This is a genomic window from Domibacillus sp. A3M-37 (genome assembly GCF_024213455.1).
GTDB lineage: Bacteria > Bacillota > Bacilli > Bacillales > Domibacillaceae > Domibacillus > Domibacillus tundrae.
The window spans coordinates 155593-176321 of the sequence record NZ_JANAVL010000008.1 but is presented as its reverse complement, the minus strand read 5'-3'; the positions used below and the strand labels follow the sequence as shown (position 1 = coordinate 176321).

Below are 20729 nucleotides of genomic sequence, written 5' to 3'. Positions count from 1 at the left end.
GTATTAGGCACGCCGCCAGCGTTCGTCCTGAGCCAGGATCAAACTCTCCAAAAAGTGTTTGATTGCTCAATTGTTTCCACATAAAATGACAAGCATCTTATAATAGAAGTTTCTTGCTTAAAACGTTGACGTTTTTATTGATTTTGTTCAGTTTTCAATGTTCAATCGGCTATTCTGTCTCTTCGACAGCTATAACATCATATCATTAATGCAGTTAAGGTGTCAACAGCTTTTCGGAAAATATTTTTTTCGAAAAGTTCGCTTCCAGATCTCTTCTCTTCCACTTCTTCATTCCAAATGAAGCAGCTTCTTAATGACAGGATTTTAATATATCACGCTTCTCAAAAGCAAGTCAATGTTTTTTTAAACAAAATTATTAATGTAATTCGTTTCAAAAATCATTATGACTTTCGCTTGTTGTTTCAGCGACGTTTAATAATATATCATCCTTGTGCGCTAAAGGTCAACACTTTTTTGAAAAAAGTCAAAAATTTTTTCGGAATGATTTTTAAAGTTGGAACCGTCATAGGAATCCTTCCTTGAATAAAAACAACTTGGCCAAGTTGTTTTTATCTTTTATTTTGAAGAAGCTTTATCCCCTCCATCATGACAACCGATGCAAATGCAAAACCTGTCGCGATAAGCCATTCACTCAAGCCAAACGAAGCAGGGATAGAAAAAATGCTTCTAACGCCTGGCAGCACAGCAAAACCACATAGTAAAAAGCATAGACCGACAGCGCCGAGGAAGTATTTGTGTCTGGAAAGTCCTGCTCCGACTACGGTTTGTGTATTAAGCGAGCTGCAAAGGTTCGAAGTGTACGGGTAAGGATCAGCGTCGTGAACGCCGTTGCAATCCCCGTTTCTTCTGATATTTGCAATCCCATGTAATGAGAGATAATAACAGCTGTCCCGATGAGCAATCCCCGCGTGACGACTGCTTTTAATGTCTCTCCTGAAAAGATGCCTTCTTTTAAGTCGCTTGGCACCCCCTTCATCACGCCCGGTTCTTCTTTTCCATTCCAAGAGCCAGCGCCGGAAGCGAGCCGTTGATTAAATTAATAAACAACAGCTGCAGCGCAGTGAACGGATTTGGAAAATTGAAGAAAACAGCAAATAAAATGGCGATAATTGTGCCGAGATTTCCAGCGAATAAATAACCGATTGCTTTTTTAATATTGTTAAATACGGTACGACCAACGCCGACTGCATTTATATATAGAAGAACAAGAAAAATAATGATCGATTCAACAACTTCGCCAAACCCGAACTGGATGCCCGCTGCCACAAGCTTGCCAGAAGGAATGCTTCGTCTGCCCTCTCCACAATCGGACCTGCAAGCACAATGAGTTCTTCATCGACGACGATGCTGGCTGTATTCGCGTAAGCAGATGGCATTCACGCAAGACCGATGTCGACAATACCACTGCTTACTTTTTCGCCAATATCGTATGACTTGGCAATATCAACATGAACATCAATATGGGGGAATTAGCTTACAAACCGATTAAGCAGCTGTGGCAAAAAAGATGATGCAATTTGCGGAGCGCAGGCAATGGACAGCTTTTTTGTGCATCCCTGCTTCCATGCATTAAAATCTTCCATGTTGCGATCAAACGAATCGATTATCTCTTTCGCACTCGGCAAAAAGAACAAGCCGGCTGGCGTTCATTTCACTGATTTTCCTGTACGCTCAAATAATTGAATATTGAGCTCGTCTTCAAGCCGCTGAATATGTTTTGCGACTGCCGGATGAGTGATATACAGCACTTCTGAAGCTTGTCGAAAATTTTCCGTTTCGGCGGCTTTTATAAATGTTTTAAGCCAATGTATATTCATTCCGCATCCCCTTATTCCGTTTCGTTATCAATATTTTTCATTATTTGTTAATTTTAATTATATATAAACAACACTATAATGACTAAGAGGAGGGGAAAATAATGAATTGAAATGCGCAATTGTACGATGGAAAACACCGATTCGTATCAGAATTCGGGCAGGATATGGTAAAGCTGCTGGCTCCATCTGCTGAAGAGCGGATTTTAGATATAGGCTGCGGCACGGGTGACTTGGCATCTGCTTTATTTCACGAAGGAGTGCATGCTGTTGGCGTGGATCAGTCAGCATCAATGATCGACGAGGCAAAACAAAAATATCCGGATGTCCCTTTTTTCGTACGAGATGCACACGATTTGCAATATGAAGAAGAATTTGACGCTGTTTTTTCAAATGCGGCCATTCATTGGATGAAGCAGCCGGATCACGTATTAAAAAGTATTTGGAAAAGCTTGAAACCCGGAGGCCGGTTTGTAGCGGAGTTTGGCGGAAAAGGAAATGTCGCGTTTATTTCCCAGGCAATTATTCATCAAATCGATGGTTATGATACTAGTACATATCCATGGTATTTTCCGTCAATCGGTGAATATACGTCGTTAATGGAGCAGACAGGATTCCACGTTTCGTTTGCGGAGCACTTTGAACGGCCTACTCGCCTGGATGGTGTGGATGGAATGCGAAACTGGATTAAGATGTTCGGCGATGTTGTCATGGGTGAGCAGACACCCGGAGAAAAAGAGCGGATTACGAACGGTGCGGTGAACGAATTGAAAGAAGTATGTTTTAATGGGGATCATTGGATTGCAGATTACTGGCGGATTCGTGTGGCTGGGATCAAGAAATAAAAAAAACGGGATTCCTGTTGTTAAACATGAAATCCCGTTTTTTATTAGAATGTTACTTTTTCTCCGTTGAAAGCAGCGATATAAAGCTTTTTCATTTCTTCTACAGATACTTCACGTGGATTCGATGGCGTACAAGGGTCTTCTATTGCTCCTGCAGCCATTTGATCGAGCTGGCGGTTAAATTCCTGCTCATCAACGCCGAATTCCTTCAATGTTAATGGAAGATTTAGTGATTTATTTAATCGGCGAAGCAAATCAGTTAACGCATCGGTAAGTTCGTCTTCCGTATTTCCGGCAAGTCCAAGCATTTTCGCGATTTCTGCAAATCGGGAGCTGTCCGCTTTTTTATTAAAATCAATAACGTACGGCAAATACAACGCATTCGCAAGACCGTGTGGAATATTAAAAATCGCGCCACTCTTATGAGATAAGCTGTGAACAATTCCTAAAAACCCGTTTGAGAAAGCCATACCTGCAATAGCCTGTGCATAATGCATATCTGCTCTTGCCTGCTTGTCGCCGGTAACTGATTTTTCGATATTGTCTACAGCCATTTTAACCGACTGCAGCGCAAGAGGGTCGGTGAATACGTTGTGCATTGTTGATACGTACGCTTCGATTCCGTGCGTCAGCGCGTCCATTCCTGTATAGGCGACAATGTCAGCCGGCATTGAATAAGTGAGTTCCGGATCGATAATTGCGACGTCCGGGGTAATGTCGTAACCGAATACCGGATACTTTGTGCCCGTTTCATGATCTGTGATGACCGAGAATGGTGATACGTCCGTCCCTGTACCGCTTGTAGTGGAAATGGCCACAAAACGCGCTTTTTTGCGTAACACAGGCAATGCATTCGGTGCTTTGATTTTGTCAAATGGCAAGTCAGGGTTTTCGTAAAAAATCCACATCAATTTAGCCGCGTCAATTGGTGAACCGCCGCCAGCTGAAATAATCCAGTCCGGCTGAAATTCCTCCATCTTTTTCGCGCCGTCTTTAGCTGTTTTAGCAGATGGGTCATTTTCAACTCCATCAATCAGCTGTATTTCAAAACCGGCTTCCTTCAAATACGATTCCATTTTATTTAAATAACCCGATTTTTTAATGGATTGGCCTCCGATAACGATCGTGGCTTTTTTTCCTTCCAACGTTTTTAATGTTTCCAGGGCGCCTTCCCCATAATAAATATCTCTGGGAATTGTAAATCGATTCATTGTTGTATTCTCCTTTCAAAATAACGTTTCATGCTGTAAATCAAGCCAGTTGGTCATTTATTGCTCGGATGTCTATTATCGTGCCCCACTTTGTTTTCATTAATCCGTTTGCACTAAACTTCACATAAAACATTTATCACTTTAGGTATATATTAAACACTTAAAAACAAAATTAAAAGTACGCACTTTTTTATCATATAGTGTATGAAAGTATACTGTTATAAAATTGAATAATAAAAAAGCTGCCTTAAAAGCTAAATTCCATTAGCTTTTCAAGGCAGTTTCTTCTTAATTAACCCGCTTTATTTTTATTGTAAATATCGAATGCAACTGCAGCGAGAAGGACGAGTCCTTTAATGCCCTGCTGCCAGTCAATGCCGAGACCTAATAAGGACATTCCGTTATTCATGATCCCCATAACAAGACCGCCGATAATCGCGCCCGGCACAGTACCAATGCCGCCGTATGCGGAAGCGCCGCCGATAAAGCAGGCCGCAATCGCGTCAAGCTCAAACAAGTTTCCGGCTTTTGGTGTGGCCGCGTTTAATCGCGCCGCAAAAATTAAACCGGACAGTGCGGATAGGACACCCATGTTGACAAATACCCAAAACGTCATTTGTTTTGTTTTAATACCAGAAAGCTGAGCTGCTTTTTCATTGCCGCCAATCGCATAAATGTGACGGCCGGCTTTTGTTTTTCTCATCACGTATGTGTAGACAATAATTAAAATCCCAAGCAAAATCAATACGTTTGGAATACCTTCATAAGAAGCAAGCACGTATGTAAATACGTTTAGCAATACGACCATGCCGACAAGCTTTAAGATAAACAAGCCTTTTGACTGAACATCAAAATCAAATTTAAGCTGTGTGCGGCGTGCTTTTATTTGCGTAACTACAATCGCAATCGATAAAACTGCACCAATCAGCAACGTGACAACATTCGCTGCACTTCCATCTGGAATAAAGCCGGAGCTCATTTTCTGGAACGTTTCAGGGAATGGCGCGATCGACTTCCCTTCCAAAACAATCATGGTCAATCCTCGGAACAGAAGCATGCCGGCAAGCGTTACGATAAACGCCGGAATTTTTACGTAGGCTACCCAAAAGCCCTGCCATGCACCGATTGCCGCACCGACAAGAAGCGAGATGACAACGGCGCCAAATGTAGACATTTCATAATTGACCATTAAAATGGAGGAAATAGCGCCAACAAACGCGGCGATAGAGCCAACAGACAAGTCAATATGGCCGGTAATAATAACGAGCATCATGCCAATGGCCAAAATTAAAATATAGCTGTTTTGCAAAATTAAATTGGTGATATTGAGCGGCTGAAGAAGCAGTCCGCTTGTCAGCACTTGAAACAGGAGCATAATAACAATGAGCGCAAAAATCATGCTGTATTGGCGCATATTGTTTTTGAACAATTGTTTCAATGGCGATTCCGGCTGAAGCGATGAATAGTTTCTTTCTTTTTGGGCGTGTGACTGCATCGTTTATCCCCTCACCTTTTGTTTTGTCATGTACATCATTAGTGTTTCTTGGCTTGCTTCTTCTTTGTTCACTTCACCGGCAATGGATCCTTCGTTCATGACATAAATGCGGTCGCACATGCCAAGAAGCTCCGGCAGTTCAGATGAAATAAGCAAGATTCCTTTTCCTTCGGCGGCAAGCCCATTAATGATGGAGTAAATTTCATACTTGGCGCCGACGTCAATGCCTCGTGTCGGTTCGTCTAAAATCAAAATATCCGGTTCTGAGAAAATCCATTTGCTCAGAACAATTTTCTGCTGATTTCCACCGCTTAAATTGCCGGCTTTTTGCAGGACAGATGGCGTTTTGATCCGCAGCTTTTTCCGGTAGCTTTCCGCTTCGATCATTTCCTTGTTTTCATCAATGACGGCTCTCTTTGAAATCTTATCAAGGCTCGCCAGTGTAATGTTTTGCTTAATGTCATCCATTAAAATGAGGCCGTTCCCTTTACGGTCTTCCGATACGTATGCCATGCCCTGCTTAATCGCGCTTGCCACATTCGGGAACTGAACTTCTTTTCCGTTTTTTACAACACGGCCGCTAATTTTCTTTCCGTACGATTTGCCGAAAATGCTCATCGCAAGTTCCGTGCGTCCGGCACCCATCAAGCCGGCCACCCCGACAATTTCACCTCGCCGGATGCTTAGGCTGACATCGTCAATCATTTTCCGCTCAGCGTGAGTCGGATGATACACCGTCCAGTTATTCACTTCAAAAATTGTCTCACCGATTTTCGGTGTACGTTCCGGGTAGCGATTTGTTAAATCACGCCCAACCATTCCTTTAATAATTCGATCCTGATTCACATTGTCTTTTTTCATGTCGAGTGTTTCAATCGACTGTCCGTCCCGAATAATGGTCATCGAGTCCGCCACACGCTCAATTTCATTCAGCTTATGAGAAATCATGATGGCCGACATGCCGTAGCCTTTAAACTCCAGCAATAAGTTAAGCAGATTTTCACTGTCGTTTTCGTTCAATGAAGCAGTCGGTTCGTCTAAAATAAGCAGCTTCACATCTTTTGATAACGCTTTCGCTATTTCGACCAATTGTTGCTTCCCAACACCGATGTCTTCCACTTTCGTCTGCGGCGATTCTTTCAAACCGACTTTTTGCAAAAGTTCTTTCGTGCGCATCATTGTTTCGTTCCAGTCAATGACTCCATTCTTACTAATTTCGTTGCCGAGAAAAATATTTTCAGCAATCGAGAGATATGGGACCAACGCGAGTTCCTGGTGAATAATGACAATGCCGCGCTCTTCGCTTTGGCGAATGTTTTTAAATTCGCATACGTCGCCGTCGAATAAAATATCGCCAGTATATGAACCGTGCGGATACACGCCGCTCAGTACTTTCATCAATGTTGATTTCCCCGCGCCGTTCTCACCGCAAAGCGCATGAATTTCGCCTCTTTTTACTTGAAGATTCACATTCGAGAGCGCTTTGACACCGGGAAATTCTTTTGTAATGCTGCGCATTTCTAAAATAATGTCTGTCATTGTACCACCTCTTCTTTTTGGCCGAGCTGCTCAGCCGTATAATAGCCGCTTTCTACTAAAACAGATTCGTAATTTTCTTTATCTACTGATACCGGATTTAAAAGATAAGCTGGCACGACTTTTGCGCCGTTATCATATGTTTCCGTATCATTTACTTCAGCTTGTTCACCGTTTAATACGGCAACGGCCATATCCACTGCTTTTTGCGCCAGTTCGCGTGTATCCTTGAAAATCGTCTGCGTTTGCTGGCCGCTGATAATCGATTTAATAGAGGCAAGCTCCGCATCCTGTCCTGTAATAACCGGCATTGGTTTTTCCGCGGACCCATAACCGATTCCTTTTAAAGAAGAAATGGCACCAATGCTGATTCCATCATATGGAGATAATACAGCATCCAGCTGATCGCTTGTGTAGTAAGCGCTTAACAAATTATCCATTCGTGCCTGCGCCAATGCCCCGTCCCAACGGAGTGTCGCTCCTTGGTTAAATTTCGTCTGACCGCTTTTCACAACGAGCTGTCCGCTATCGAGATACGGCTGAATAATCGACATCGCTCCGTCAAAAAAGAAATAAGCGTTATTGTCATCCGGAGACCCGGCAAAAAGTTCAATATTAAAAGGTCCTTTTCCATTTTTAAGCCCGAGTTTTTCTTCAATGTACTGGCCCTGCAGCACACCAACCTGGAAGTTATCGAATGTCGCATAGTAATCAATGTAGTCGCTGTATTGAATCAATCGGTCATACGAAATAATTTTAATACCTTCTTTATGGGCCCGCTCCAGTACTGTGGTCAGCGCCGCCTGGCCATCAATTGGTGCTACTACGAGAACGTCGACACCTTTTGTAATCATATTTTCAATTTGAGCAGTTTGATTTTCGACGACATCTTCTGCATATTGAAGGTCCGTTTTATAACCAAGCTGCTCAAACTGTTTTTTCATATTCTCACCGTCATTCACCCAGCGCTCAGATGATTTCGTCGGCATGGAAATTCCGATGTATCCTTTCTCACTTCCGCTCGTGTCGACCGCGCCGCACGCGGATAAAACGAATGCCAGCAGCAGAAGGATTGGAACTGAAAGCCACTTTTTCATTCAATGCTCCCCCTTTTTTGTTCCTTTCTGTCTTATCTTGACTATAGCACCGCGCTCAAAAAGCGTCTTTTCAATAATTTATCGCTTTTTATAAAAATTTAACTTTTGTTAAAACGCTTTCATAAAAAGAATCAAAAAGCTCCATGCTGCTTGAATAAGAAAAAGAAGATGGCGCGATTAAAACATAATCGCGCCATCTCCCCCTATTCCCTATTTATTTTCGTTAAGAAAAACTCTTTTTCCTGTATTGATTCGGAGAAACTCCTACCGCTTTTTTAAAGGCAGTGCTGAAGTAATGCTGCGATTCAAATCCGACAGCTTCTGCAATGTTCAGGATAGTCAAATCTGTTGTTTCAAGCAGGTGAACCGCTTTATTCATTCGTTTCCCGGTTACAAGCTGGACAAATGAAATCCCTAATTCCTGCTTAATGATCCGGCTTAAATAAACGGGGGAAACCTGCAGTGCTTCTGCTGTTGATTCAAGGGAAAGACCGGGATTTTCAAAATGCTGATTAATGTATTCTTTTGCCCGGCGGACAATGGGTGAAGCCGCAGCATCCTGCTCTGCCCGCTCCCGGCATTTTTTATATGAGCAGGCGACATGTTCTATTACATTTTCCCGGTAAAACTGGCTATGTATGTTCATATATTGCTTCAGTGTTTCTTCGATCGCCCGAATCAGCTTGTCTGATAATGGTACCCACGTGATTAAAACAACATGCTCTTCATTTGAAAACAACAGGTGCTCTGTTTCCTTCAGCCAGTCTTCCGCAATATTTTTTACCGCAAACAGCATCATTCGGCGGTCGTTTTCAGTTAAAAGCGGCTTTCCGGAACGGTATGCCTGACTTCGAATAATGCCGATCTCTGCTGGGGTGCCCGATGACAGCCGAAAGAAATCAAGCTGGGCAATTATCTCTTCTTTTTCCATGATACCTGCAATCCAGTCTCTTCCGAATGTTTCTTTTAACGCGAGTTCGTTTTTTATAATTTGCGTGTTCATCCGCTGAATGCGAGCGGCTTCTTTTCGAGTTTCTTCAAGCTTGTCACGCACTCTTGTGACAACTTCTCGAAGCTGCTCCGGCTTAACCGGCTTTAAAATATAGTCCGTCACATTCATGCGGAGTGCTTCCTGCGCATATGTAAATTCGTCATGCCCGGTAATAATAATAACCTGGCAATCTGGCTTTTGTTCTTTTAACGCACGAATCATATCAATTCCATTCATAATCGGCATATTTAAATCAGCGAGCAGCACATGAATATCATGTTCGATGGCGAGTTCGAGCGCTTCCTCCCCATCTTCCGCTTCAGCAGCTACTTCCATGCCAAGCTGCGGCCAGTCGATCGAATCTCTCAGCCCTTCCCGAATCATTGGTTCGTCATCGGCGATTAATACTTTCCAAGCTTCCATTTGTTTTCTCCCCTTATTCCGATAATAAATGCCGGGTCAAGGGCAGTGTAATCGCCACTTTTGTACCGGCTTTGGGTTTACTTTCAAGATGAATACCGTACTCCGGGCCAAATACAAGCTGAATTCTTGCCTGGACATTCATCATTCCATAGCCAAAATCTGTTTTCTGCATTGTTTCGGTTGGCTGTACGGATGCTAATTTAGCCCGAATTTGCTCCAGCCGCTCTTCTGTCATACCTGCCCCATCATCTTCAACTGTTAGAAGCAGATGGCTGTTTCGTTTAAAAGCGGAAATCTTCAAATGCCCCGGGCCGCGCCGTTCCTTGATTCCATGGTAAATCGCATTTTCCACAACCGGCTGCAGGACCAGCTTTAACACAGCTGCTTTTTCTACTTCCGGAGCCATCTGAATATCATAATTCAGCTTGTCTTTATAACGGGCTTTTTGAATGCTTAAATAGCTTTTAATATGTGTCATTTCATCGCGAATGGAAATAATATCATGCCCTTTGCTTAATCCGATCCGAAACAACGTAGACAGTGAATCGACTACTTCTGCTACATCTTCTGCACCCTGTTTGCGCGCCATCCAATTGATCGTATCTAATGTGTTGTATAAAAAGTGTGGTTTAATATGGGCCTGCAGACTGCGCAGCTCTGCTTCCCGCTTTTTCTGCTCCTGCACTTTATTTATCATCATTAATTTATGAATCTGCATGAGCATCCGGTTTAAGCTGCGCCCCAGCATGCCGATTTCGTCTTTTCGGTCGTCCTTATAACGGGCGGCTAAATCACCGGTTTCCACTTTTTGAATAAAGGAAATCACACGCATAATCGGCCGCGACATGGAATTGGATAATACGTACGCTGCTGTGATCGCCACGAAAAAAATCAGAAAAATAAAACAGACGACAAAAAAGTTGATTTTGCGCACTTCTACAACCGATTCTTTCGTTGAAAATACACCTACTGTCGTCCAGTTTGTAAACGGCTGATTTTGAAAAATAAGCTGGCGCTCTTCTCCTTCGAAAAAGGTTGAAAATGAACCGGCTGCTTTTTCTTTAAACCGGCTGGCCGGAATGCCATTCAGCAATGAAGGTTCTGGTGTATAAACTGCCTCCCCGTTTTCATCAAGCACTATTAAATAACCGGCTTTCCCTGTGTTAATATTCCGGGCTGCCTCCGCAATAACACGAAGTTTTAAATCGATTAAAATGACCCCTTTTACCTGTTTGGTATCGGGGTCCACAATGGCACGAACAACGGAGACCACCTCATCTTCTCCATAATGAACGTGACTCGTAATCGACCTGTTCTTTGGATGGCCGATCATTTTAAAAATACCGGCACCTTCCACTGCTTGCTTGTACCAATTTTCTTCGGTTAAGTCTTGGTCAGGCGGTGCATATAACTCATTGCTGACGGATTCTCCCTTGTTGTTTACAGCTAGAATACCAGCTACTTCCGGATAAAGAGTTGTAAGCCTTTGCATAAATTGACGGATAGCATAATTTCCTTGCTCCGTTCCCTGCCCATCCAAAAACATTTCAAATTCTGGATCAAATGACAGTAAATAGCTTACATTCTGCATATTTCCCGCGTAATATTCCAATGATTTATTCACTTGCCCGATGAGCTGAAGGGTATTATCCGTTACTTGTTTTTCAATCACTTTTTCCACTGTCACTGCAACCAATACACTAAGAACAATCGCCGGAATAATGGTGATTATAAGAAGAAGGACAACAAGTTTATGCTTAATCGGAATATCGTTTAATTTCCATTTGCCTGTTTTCATCTGCATCTCTCATTTCCTGTCAGCTTACCATGCGTAATACGCCTCTACGTTTTCTTTTGTTACAACAGTTACACCCGTATTCACGCGTTTAGGGATTTCTCGATCTGGATTTTGATAAAGCTGGACTAAAAAGTGAAGAGATTGATAGCCCATTTCCCATGTTCCTTGCGCAATGGCCGCATCCATTTCTCCTTCTTTAATTAAATCCAGCGTTCGTTTATACGTATCAAACCCGATAATATGAAGGTCCTTTTGCAACACTCTGGCCGCTTGTGCAATGCCAGCTCCCGCGTTTGCTTCCGTTGAAAAAAAGCCTTCAATATCCGGGTGCTCTTTTAGTAAATCAACCACTGCCTGTTTTGCGGTCATTTCATCACGCCGTCCATCTTCTACCGCCACTACTTCCATTTCAGGATAGCTTTCAATCGCTTGAACAAATCCATCCTTCCGCTCTTGCAAATTTAATTGGCCTGGTGCTGTAATAACAGCTGTTTTCCCTTTTCTGTTCATAATGGCCGCCAGCTTGTGAGCCGCCGCCGCTCCCGCTTCTTTATTGTTTGTGCCTAAAAAAGACGCCGCACCGCTATCCGGTGCATCTGCATCAAATAGAACAATAGGGATATCTGCTTCCAATGCTTGTTTAATCGTTGCATTCAACCTCGCTGCATCAACAGCGGAGATGGCAATCCCCGCCGGCTGCCTCGCAATCACCTGCTCAAGCACGGTTATTTGTTCATACACGTCCACTTGTGGCGCTCCCCGGTATTCTACCGAGACGCCAAGCTCTTCAGCCGCATCTTCGAACCCCTTGATGGCCGGTTTCCAATAGTCAATCCCTGCTTGAAACGTAACCATCACATACTTTTCATCCAGTGATTTCGATAAAGAAGCCGTTTCACTTTGCTCCCATTCTTTTTCACTCATTTGATAGTAATAAAAATAAAGGCCAAATACCCCAATCAATAACATATAGATAATGAAAAGCTTTTTCAAAATGAATCCCCTTTCAAAAAGGATGATTAACTTGTACGTATAACATATTTTCAAGATAGCATTTTTACCTAATTTCTACAACAATTGGTTAAACACAAAAAAAAGAATGTGCATAAGAAACACACATTCTTTCCTGATTTTATAAAGCGGATGCCGGTGCCTTGTTTTGAACTGGGCGCTAAATGTCCAGATGGATGATGAAAATCTCATGATTGATTCTACCTCTGTCAAAGCCCACCAGCATAGCGCAGGGGCTAAAAAGGGGCTGTAAATGCCGAATCGAACCAGCATAGCGGCGTAAGCCGCGGCGGGCACACCACAAAAATCCATACGATTGTAGATGGATTAGGAAATCCCCTTTACTTTCAGCTCTCTGCCGGCAGCGTTCACGATTCGAAAGTGGCCACAGAAGTTCGACGAAGATCTCCCTACTTTATTACCAAAACGTTCACTGAATGAGGCTGAATTTCGACAGTAAGATCAGATGGTATTTTCCAATTTAAATGCTGTTCTATGATACGAACATGCTCTTTACCGATATCGTTATAAGCGTCTTTCGAATCTCCGACCACACTATAAAGTACAGCATTCGAATACTGGATTGAACTGTCAAGCTGAACTGTAACAGATTCTGCCTGATCCGGATGGCGATTTATCAGCGCAACCCTTAAACCTTCACTTCCCGACCTTTTGGTAGCGATTGCATCTACATTCGGGATGCTCTTTGTCATATTGGCCGTATCAACATGAAAAATTGAACTCTCTGATAACCAGGAATCTACGATGATATCCCCAAGGTAACGAGTATAGAGCTCAAACACAAAGTAAGTTGGTCTCAAGACAATCCCTTCTTGATGGGTAAAGATGGCTCCTCTTGTATTCACGATAGGAGAGAAATTCGCCATTCCGACCACATCACTATGTTTGAGACACTGATTTAAGAAACAAGCTGTAAACACAGCATCCGCCATTGTGTAGCTGGAATTGATATCATTTTTATCCCTCGGGGTTAAATAATCCTCCGTTCCGGAATTAACATGCGGATGATGCCAGCCTCGAAGATTCCATTCGTCATATGCGATACGAATTTTACCTAAATAACCAAGTGAGCCGAGAATATACTTCGTTTTTAAAATAGGCTGTTCAATGTCCATGGTATACGCCATACAAGTCTCGTAATCTGATAAATCGTTGTTCTCTTGCACTTTATCCCAATAGTCATGAATAGAAATCCAATCGAGATATTGTCCTGCTTCCCGCAGCAAATCCAGATTCCAATCCAAATCCGAAATGCTCGCTGCCATCAGCTCGATGGTAGGATCAACACGCTTCATCATCTTGGCCGATTCTCTTACGAACCTTCCCCATTCCTTAACATCTTTGGCCCCCATTTCCCAATGGCCATAATTTTCATTACCGATGCTCCAATATTTCACTTTATAGGGGGCAGGATGGCCATTTTCAATACGTAGTTTCGCCCATTTTCCTTCGGAAGGGAGGTTACAGTATTCAACCCAATCACTCATTTCTTCAGCAGAACCGGTCCCGGCATTGGTACAAATATAAGGCTCGGCACCAAGCAATAGGCAATACTCTATAAATTCGTCTGTTCCGAATTCATTCGACTCCTCTACCCGCCATGCTTTATCAAAGTAAGGAGTCCGTTGTTTTCCTATTGCATCTTTCCAGTGGTAGGCAGAAACAAAGCATCCTCCTGGCCAGCGTATAATTGGAACCTGAATTCGTTTAAGCGCTTCCAAAACATCCTGACGAAATCCATTGTTTTCGGAAAAAGCAGATGTCGGATCATAAATTCCTCCATAGATTTGACGATGAAAATGCTCCAGAAATTGACCGAAAATTTTCTTGTCTCTTTTGCTAAGTTCTCTCCTTGAATTAATCTTTAATTTAGACACCATCTGACACTCCTTTACTTTGTTTTTGTACGCACACACATTAGTCCAATTTATTATTCTTTTTACAAAAAATTGTAGGTGAAACGTCGAGATGGGGCAATGCTTATTTCATGTTTTTTAGTTTTCAGACACAACCTAATACCGCCGGGCCCTCATTCACAGGAATTTTTCTCATTTCCCATTCAAGATCCGGCTTTGTCAGCATCACCTGTTTAGCTTTTAGTGTCCACGGACTTTCCATTTCAGCGATGTATAAGTTTGAATTCCCTAAAATGTCCGGATCTTTCTGCGCCCATACATAATAGAAAACTCCTTTATGCTCAAATACAGTTGCGTCCAGACAAAAAGATTACCAGTTCGCTTTTACCTGCCCTTTTTTCTATCCACTCACCTTCAAGCGGATTTTCGTTGTCGTTTTCGATCGCATACATGCGATGCTGGAACGTTTTATGTTCTGGGTGCCCCGCTTCACTCGGCGCTGTGGCAAAATAGATGTACCACTTTTCTTCTATATAGTGCAGCTCCGGCGCCCAAATAAGGCTGCTTAACGGACCTTATTTGGACTTGGCCCAGACGTTATAGCTTGCGCTTCCCGGAGGCCATCAATGGTTTTTGCACGGCGCAGGTCAATCCGGTCAAACTCTGGGGCGGAGGCGTTAAAGTAATAAAAGCCGTCTGTATGCTTATAAATAAATGGATCTGCTTGCTTTAAAAGCAACGGGTTATGGTAAGGTGCCGTATGCGCATCCTTCCTTTTTTATTTTTACGCTTTTGCGAGACGGATCACGTTCCAGGATAATTTCGACAATTGAGCAGATAATTGTCCATTGTCCACTTTTGCATCTCCGTTATTATGAGGAACAACATTTGAACGATTATGTTGATTTGTCGCTTTTACATTATCGTTTTCAAGAACGATATGCTCTTTTACTGTGTAACCTTCAAAACTCCTTACGTCGGCATCAAGACTTAGCGCTTCTTCTTGATGACGATTTACTGCAAAAATGGTAACCGTTTCTTCTTCTTCGTTGTACACAGAAACTGTATCTAAATAAGGGACGTCGGTAAAATCCTTACAGTCATACTTCGGAGAAGATACATTCGCATGCAATGCTGTTCCTCTTCCAAAAACAGATGCATGCATATATGGATAAAAAATCGGCTGCTTCCAAGCTTCCCCGCCTTTTTCTGTCATGATCGGTGCAATGACATTAACAAGCTGAGCAAGGCAGGCAATTTTTACACGGTCTGCACGGCGCAGCATAGAGATTAGCATGCTTCCAACCAGCAAGGCATCTTCAAATGTATAAATATCTTCAAGCTGTGGCGGCGCAATCGACCATGGTTCAATCTGCTTATCCGCTTCATTAGAGTGAAACCAGACGTTCCATTCATCAAATGACAGATTGATTGTTTTCTTGCTGCGCTTTTTCGCTTTAATATAATCGGCAATGGAAATAACGGAATAAATAAATTGATCCATATCCATTGATTGCGCTAGATAATTCGCTAAATCACCATCACGATTTCCATAATAAGTATGGAGAGAGATGTAATCGACATGCTCATACGTATGGTCTAAAACAGTTGCTTCCCATTCAGCAAATGTAGGCATATGGCGGTTTGAACTTCCGCAGGCAACTAGTTCAATAGAAGAATCTACCCATTTCATTGATTTTGCTGTTTCAGCAGCAAGACGTCCATATTCATGAGCTGTCTTATGGCCAATTTGCCACGGACCGTCCATTTCATTTCCTAAGCACCACGTCTTAATTTTATGCGGCTCTTTGTACCCGTGGGAAATACGCAAGTCACTCCAGTAAGAACCTGATGTATGGTTGCAGTACTCTACCAGATTGCGTGCTGCATCAATACCACGTGTACCTAAATTAACCGCCATGTTTACTTCAGCGTTAATTTTTTTCGCCCAGTCCATAAATTCATTTGTGCCGATTTCATTCGTTTCCGTCGTCCGCCAGGCAAGGTCAAGCCGACGCGGTCGTTCTGCAACAGGCCCTACCCCGTCTTCCCAATTATATCCTGAGACAAAATTGCCTCCTGGATAGCGGACAAGCGGCACTTTCAACTCTTTTACGAGTTCAATAACATCTGTCCGGAATCCTTGTTCATCAGCAGACGGGTGATCCGGCTCGTAAATTCCTTCATAGACAGCACGCCCTAAATGTTCAATAAATGATCCATAAATACGCTCATCGATTTGGCCGATTACAAATTCTTTATCAATTGTCATTTTCGCTTTTTGTGTCATAATTATTTTCTCCTTTATCGTGTACGTACACGTTTTTTTATAAGGGAATCCGTAACTTCCGGATTCACGCAGTATATGTTTTATGGACAGGCGGTGCGGCTTTTTTCGCTCTCAATGCTTCAGCTTTTCTTTCTACTCGGTTAAATGAATGCTGCACAAGCCAAAGCTGAATCATCACCAGTATGCTGCTAAGAAAAAAAAGCGCCGCTGAAGGATATGAAAAAAGCAAATAATAAATAGCAGATTGACTAACGAGAACAGCAATCGAAATAGGCAGATTCACGATACTCATAATAAAAGCTGTTTTCCATGTATGAAGAAATGACTCTTTTCTCACTACATACAATGGCAATAGATGTGTGCCTGTTATAGCCAGAAAGAACACAGCCAGATAAAATGCCGCAATCATAGCAAGCCCGGCTCCGTTTTCCTGAATCACTAGAAAGTTTAAATATAAAACGAGTGCCGCCACCATATAGGCAAGACCTATTTGATTGGAAGATAAAAATGATGAACGATAGGAAGCCCAAAATAAACGGAATACTGGCACGCTTTCTTCTCCATCAAGCCACTTTCTGCAGACCGTCATTAAAGCAGCTGTTGCCGGAAAAATACCAAAAACAACAAGACCTGCCGTGCTAAAAAGCATCCAAAGAAAGTGGACATAAGCTAATTTGGCCGTCCAGGAAAAAACGTTTGTCAGCTTTTCCATAAATAAACTGGGTTTCATGTTGATTCCTCCTGTGTTTCACCATTTTGTTTCTGCCGGGTGCGGACATTTTGCTTCTATTAAGCCTGCACGATATGAAACAAGCATGCCTGATTGGCCACATGTTGTTCCATATTGCAAAAACTCACATTTCGTGCAAAATTCAAGGCGCCTTTTTCGTCTCAATAATTCTTCTTTTTCTAACAAGGAATCATCTGTAAAGAAAACGTGCGGCTGCTTTTCTACTGATACACTTCCCGTACATCCTTTACAAGAAGAAATCTTACTCATTTTCTTTCAGTTCAAGAACAACAACGGACATTGGCGGCATTTTCACAGTTAATGACGTGCCTAAGAGAGAGAAGTCTTGAAACGATGCCGGTTTTACATGATCCGGCTGATCAAATGTGTTATGGGCATCCATTTGTTCTCCTGTCAAAATGGTTCCTGTCACGTGAAGAGATTCAACAGCCATTCCACGTAAATCAACAGCGACCTCCGCTTCGTTTCCATAGTCAATGTTACACAAGCTGATGTGAATCGCTCCTTCTGTATTTTTTGAAGCAGACAGGCTGACCTGCGGCATTGACTCATAGTCTCCCACATTGGCTTCAAGTGACAATTTCACAGCATCGTGATGCACTTTAAACAAATCAAACACGTGGTACGTAGGCGTTAAAATCATGTCACTTCCTTCTGTTAAAATCATTGCCTGAAGCACGTTAACTGTCTGGGCGATGTTCGCCATCTGTACCCGCTCGTGGTGATCCTGAAAAATGTGAAAATGGATCGCTGCGACAAGCGCATCGCGAATCGTGTTTTGCTGGTATAGAAACCCTGGATTGGTTCCCGGCTCTACATCAAACCACGTACCCCATTCATCCACAATAATCGCCACTTTTTTCTCCGGATCATATTTATCCATTATGGTGCTGTGCTTTGTCAGCAATTCGTTCATACGATACGCTTTTTGCATTGTGATGGCCCACTCATCTTCCGGAAAACCAGTTGCAGCTCCTTTGCCCGTCCAAAATTCACCTGGAATCGTGTAATAATGTAAGCTTAATCCATCCATAAAGCGGGCTGATTCTCTCATCAGCACTTCTGTCCAATTGTAATCATCTATATTTGCGCCGCCGGCAATTTTGTAAATTTGGTTGCCATCATAGTTACGCACATATGTCTGATAGCGACGGTATAAATCAGAATAATATTCGGGACGCATATTACCGCCGCAGCCCCAGTTTTCATTTCCGACACCAAAGTATTTTAGTTCCCACGGCTCGTCCCTTCCATTTTCCCGGCGCCAGTCTGCCATCGGAGATTCACCTTTAAACGTCATGTATTCAACCCATTCAGACATTTCTTGAACCGTTCCACTGCCAACGTTGCCGCATATATAAGGCTCGCACTCCAGCATTTCACAAAGCATCATAAATTCATGCGTGCCAAAGTGATTGTTTTCCACAACTCCGCCCCAATGGGTATTCACCATATGCTTGCGGTTTTCACGCGGCCCAATGCCGTCTTTCCAATGATATTCATCGGCAAAACAGCCGCCCGGCCAGCGGAGAACCGGCACTTGAACGTTTTTCAGCGCTTCAAGCACATCTGTCCGAATGCCTTTTTCATTCGGGATCGGTGAATCTTCCCCTACCCAAATGCCTTCGTAAATACAGCGGCCTAAATGCTCGGCGAAGTGACCGTAAATGTTCTTGTTAATTTTTCCTTGCTCAATATCAGTATTTAATACAGCTGTATGCTTCACTTTATCATTCCTTTATCAATAAATTTTCCTTATCCTTTTACGCCACCTACTGTCAATCCTTCGATAAAGTAACGCTGGAAGAACAAGAACAGGATGACAACAGGAAGAATCGTCATAACAGATCCCGCAATTAAAATATCGTAGTTATTACCATATGGCGTTAAAAGAGTTGCTAAGCCGACCGGGAGGGTAAACATCGTATTAGAACGAAGCACAACGAGCGGCCATAAGAAATTATTCCAGCTCGAAAGCCCTTGCAAAATCGCCATTGCCGCAAATGATGGCAGCATAAGCGGTGCCATAATGCGAAAGAAAATCCCATATTCTGTACATCCATCCATTCTGGCTGATTCCATAAGATCTTTCGGCAGGCCTGATGCATACTGGCGAAAGAAAAAAACGGCAATCGGCGCCACCATCATCGGTAAAATGACCGCTAAATACGTATCAATCATTTGCAGCCCAACCATCAGCTGGTACAGCGGAAGCATCAATATTTCAAATGGAACCATGAGGATCAGTAAAACAAGGATAAAGATAAAACGGTTCCCTTTAAACTCGTAAACAGCCAGAGCATATCCGACCATCGAAGAGAAAAACAGGCAAAGGATAATACTCGCTGCGGAAATCAAAATACTGTTTATATACCAGCCCCAATAATTTCCGGCTTCCGTAAAAATATACGTATAGTTGCTGAAATTCAATTGTTCAAACGGTATAGAAAGCGTAATCCCGTTTCTCATTAACTCTGAAGACGGCCGTAAAGAAGAGATCATGAGAGAAAACAGCGGGAAGAGAGCCAAAATCGCAATAAGTGCGATAACGATCGTGATAATAATTGTGAAAAACCTGTCTCGTGCTAACATGTTTTACTCTCCTTTCTTTAACGTGCCAGACAGTGCAAGCTGAAGAATACTAATAATGAAGATAATCAGCATTAACACAACACCGATAGCTGCACCAAAACCAAGATCATTCATACGGAAACCTTGCTGGTAGATGTAGCCGACAATTGTTAAACCGATATTACCCGGTGAACCTTCAGGCCAAAACACGTATGACTCTTCATACATCCGGAAGCCGGCAATAATCGTAATCGTTACAACATACACTGTAATCGGCTTTAGCATTGGAAGTGTAATGTGGCGGAACTTGTTGATGATACCTGCTCCATCCATTTCTGCTGCTTCATACAACTCTCTGGGAACGTTTGCAAGACCAGCCATAAAGTAAAGAATGTTCACACCAAGCCATTTCCATGTACAAAGAAGCACCATTAAAAACATCCCTGTTGCTGCCCCAAACTTCCATTCCAGCGGTTCAATACCGAAAAACCCGACAACGGTATTTGCAAGAGAAGCCTCAGATTCTCCAAACATGAGCCTGAACACAACACCCGCTACAATAGTGGATGTCAATGCTGGAATAAATAAGGAAGCACGAAACACATTGGAGAAACGGACAAACTTAGAATTGAGCATCGTTGCCAAGATCATGGGCAGTATCGTTAAAATGACAGTCGTCAAAACAACATAAACCGTTGTATTAGACAACGCTTTAAAAAAAGTTGGATTCAAAATGCGTTCGTAATTGCTTGCCCCAACAAACGTTGTCTGGCCGGGCAATATGGTTTGAAAGCTCATGATAAAGCCGCTGATGAGCGGATACAAAAACAAAAGCAGGAAAGAAATAACGAAAGGCGATACAAAAACGTAGGGAACCACTTTTCTCGACAGAAAGAAGTCTTTTATGGACCGTTTCGACCGACTGCTATCGGTTGTTGATACAGCGCGTTCACTCATAACAATCCCCTTTCTTTTCACTTATTTGTATAGAAGGCAGG

The 20729-nt window shown here is 42.7% G+C and carries 18 protein-coding genes and 2 pseudogenes; 2 read left to right on the top strand and 18 right to left on the bottom strand.

The genetic code is table 11. The features are described 5' to 3' along the window. Window positions 1-569 precede the first annotated feature (569 nt). Window positions 570-1212 (bottom strand): annotated as a pseudogene (locus tag NLX67_RS13995) (cation transporting ATPase C-terminal domain-containing protein); the annotation flags it as partial. Between the two features lie 455 nt (window positions 1213-1667). After that, the gene (locus tag NLX67_RS13990) at window positions 1668-1838 is read right to left on the bottom strand and encodes a helix-turn-helix domain-containing protein (protein ID WP_254312157.1); all 171 of its coding nucleotides are present in this window, start codon (window positions 1836-1838) and stop codon (window positions 1668-1670) included. Between the two features lie 119 nt (window positions 1839-1957). Here NLX67_RS13990 and NLX67_RS13985 point away from each other — a divergent pair, with 119 nt between their 5' ends. Further along, on the top strand, window positions 1958-2680 hold the full coding sequence (locus NLX67_RS13985; protein WP_254312156.1) for a class I SAM-dependent methyltransferase: 723 nt from the start codon (window positions 1958-1960) through the stop codon (window positions 2678-2680). Between the two features lie 44 nt (window positions 2681-2724). Here the strand turns inward: NLX67_RS13985 and NLX67_RS13980 are convergent, their stop codons facing one another. From NLX67_RS13980 to NLX67_RS13950, 7 genes are all read right to left on the bottom strand, one after another. Then, window positions 2725-3891 (bottom strand): iron-containing alcohol dehydrogenase, encoded by a 1167-nt coding sequence (locus tag NLX67_RS13980; RefSeq protein ID WP_254312155.1) that lies wholly within the window; start codon window positions 3889-3891, stop codon window positions 2725-2727. A gap of 292 nt (window positions 3892-4183) precedes the next feature. Then, window positions 4184-5386, bottom strand: coding sequence for a multiple monosaccharide ABC transporter permease (gene mmsB, locus NLX67_RS13975; protein ID WP_375143382.1), 1203 nt, complete (start codon window positions 5384-5386; stop codon window positions 4184-4186). Window positions 5387-5389: 3 nt separating this feature from the next. Next, on the bottom strand, window positions 5390-6925 hold the full coding sequence (gene mmsA, locus NLX67_RS13970; protein WP_254312154.1) for a multiple monosaccharide ABC transporter ATP-binding protein: 1536 nt from the start codon (window positions 6923-6925) through the stop codon (window positions 5390-5392). Beyond that, entirely contained in the window at window positions 6922-8019 is a 1098-nt protein-coding gene (gene chvE, locus NLX67_RS13965) for a multiple monosaccharide ABC transporter substrate-binding protein (protein ID WP_254312153.1), read from the bottom strand. Before chvE ends, mmsA begins: the two co-directional genes overlap by 4 nt. A gap of 223 nt (window positions 8020-8242) precedes the next feature. Then, complete coding sequence (locus tag NLX67_RS13960; protein WP_254312152.1) at window positions 8243-9433, bottom strand: response regulator; 1191 nt, start codon at window positions 9431-9433, stop codon at window positions 8243-8245. Window positions 9434-9446: 13 nt separating this feature from the next. Then, window positions 9447-11231 carry a cache domain-containing sensor histidine kinase gene (locus tag NLX67_RS13955; RefSeq protein ID WP_309143134.1) on the bottom strand — a complete coding sequence of 595 codons (1785 nt, stop codon included), beginning with the start codon at window positions 11229-11231 and terminating at the stop codon, window positions 9447-9449. Window positions 11232-11255: 24 nt separating this feature from the next. Further along, the gene (locus NLX67_RS13950; protein WP_254312150.1) at window positions 11256-12224 is read right to left on the bottom strand and encodes a substrate-binding domain-containing protein; all 969 of its coding nucleotides are present in this window, start codon (window positions 12222-12224) and stop codon (window positions 11256-11258) included. A gap of 193 nt (window positions 12225-12417) precedes the next feature. Here NLX67_RS13950 and NLX67_RS13945 point away from each other — a divergent pair. Continuing rightward, window positions 12418-12638, top strand: a pseudogene (locus NLX67_RS13945) (transposase); the annotation flags it as partial. 14 nt (window positions 12639-12652) lie between these two features. Here the strand turns inward: NLX67_RS13945 and NLX67_RS13940 are convergent. From NLX67_RS13940 to NLX67_RS13905, 9 genes are all read right to left on the bottom strand, one after another. After that, the gene (locus NLX67_RS13940; RefSeq protein WP_254312149.1) at window positions 12653-14143 is read right to left on the bottom strand and encodes an alpha-L-arabinofuranosidase C-terminal domain-containing protein; all 1491 of its coding nucleotides are present in this window, start codon (window positions 14141-14143) and stop codon (window positions 12653-12655) included. Window positions 14144-14264: 121 nt separating this feature from the next. Beyond that, on the bottom strand, window positions 14265-14480 hold the full coding sequence (locus tag NLX67_RS23065) for a family 43 glycosylhydrolase (RefSeq protein ID WP_309143137.1): 216 nt from the start codon (window positions 14478-14480) through the stop codon (window positions 14265-14267). Further along, window positions 14461-14634: a hypothetical protein gene (locus NLX67_RS23060; protein WP_309143136.1), complete on the bottom strand. Its 174-nt coding sequence runs from the start codon at window positions 14632-14634 to the stop codon at window positions 14461-14463. The genes NLX67_RS23065 and NLX67_RS23060 overlap by 20 nt, the downstream gene beginning before the upstream one ends. 269 nt (window positions 14635-14903) lie before the next feature. Further along, complete coding sequence (arfA, locus tag NLX67_RS13930) at window positions 14904-16409, bottom strand: arabinosylfuranosidase ArfA (protein ID WP_254312148.1); 1506 nt, start codon at window positions 16407-16409, stop codon at window positions 14904-14906. A gap of 64 nt (window positions 16410-16473) precedes the next feature. Beyond that, window positions 16474-17139: a YesL family protein gene (locus NLX67_RS13925; RefSeq protein ID WP_254312147.1), complete on the bottom strand. Its 666-nt coding sequence runs from the start codon at window positions 17137-17139 to the stop codon at window positions 16474-16476. Window positions 17140-17157: 18 nt separating this feature from the next. Continuing rightward, complete coding sequence (locus tag NLX67_RS13920; RefSeq protein ID WP_046179457.1) at window positions 17158-17409, bottom strand: hypothetical protein; 252 nt, start codon at window positions 17407-17409, stop codon at window positions 17158-17160. Next, entirely contained in the window at window positions 17402-18886 is a 1485-nt protein-coding gene (locus NLX67_RS13915; protein ID WP_046179458.1) for an alpha-N-arabinofuranosidase, read from the bottom strand. Before NLX67_RS13915 ends, NLX67_RS13920 begins: the two co-directional genes overlap by 8 nt. A 29-nt stretch (window positions 18887-18915) precedes the next feature. After that, window positions 18916-19752 (bottom strand): carbohydrate ABC transporter permease, encoded by an 837-nt coding sequence (locus NLX67_RS13910; RefSeq protein WP_254312146.1) that lies wholly within the window; start codon window positions 19750-19752, stop codon window positions 18916-18918. A 3-nt stretch (window positions 19753-19755) separates the two neighbouring features. Continuing rightward, window positions 19756-20688: a carbohydrate ABC transporter permease gene (locus NLX67_RS13905; RefSeq protein ID WP_254312145.1), complete on the bottom strand. Its 933-nt coding sequence runs from the start codon at window positions 20686-20688 to the stop codon at window positions 19756-19758. Window positions 20689-20729 lie beyond the last annotated feature (41 nt).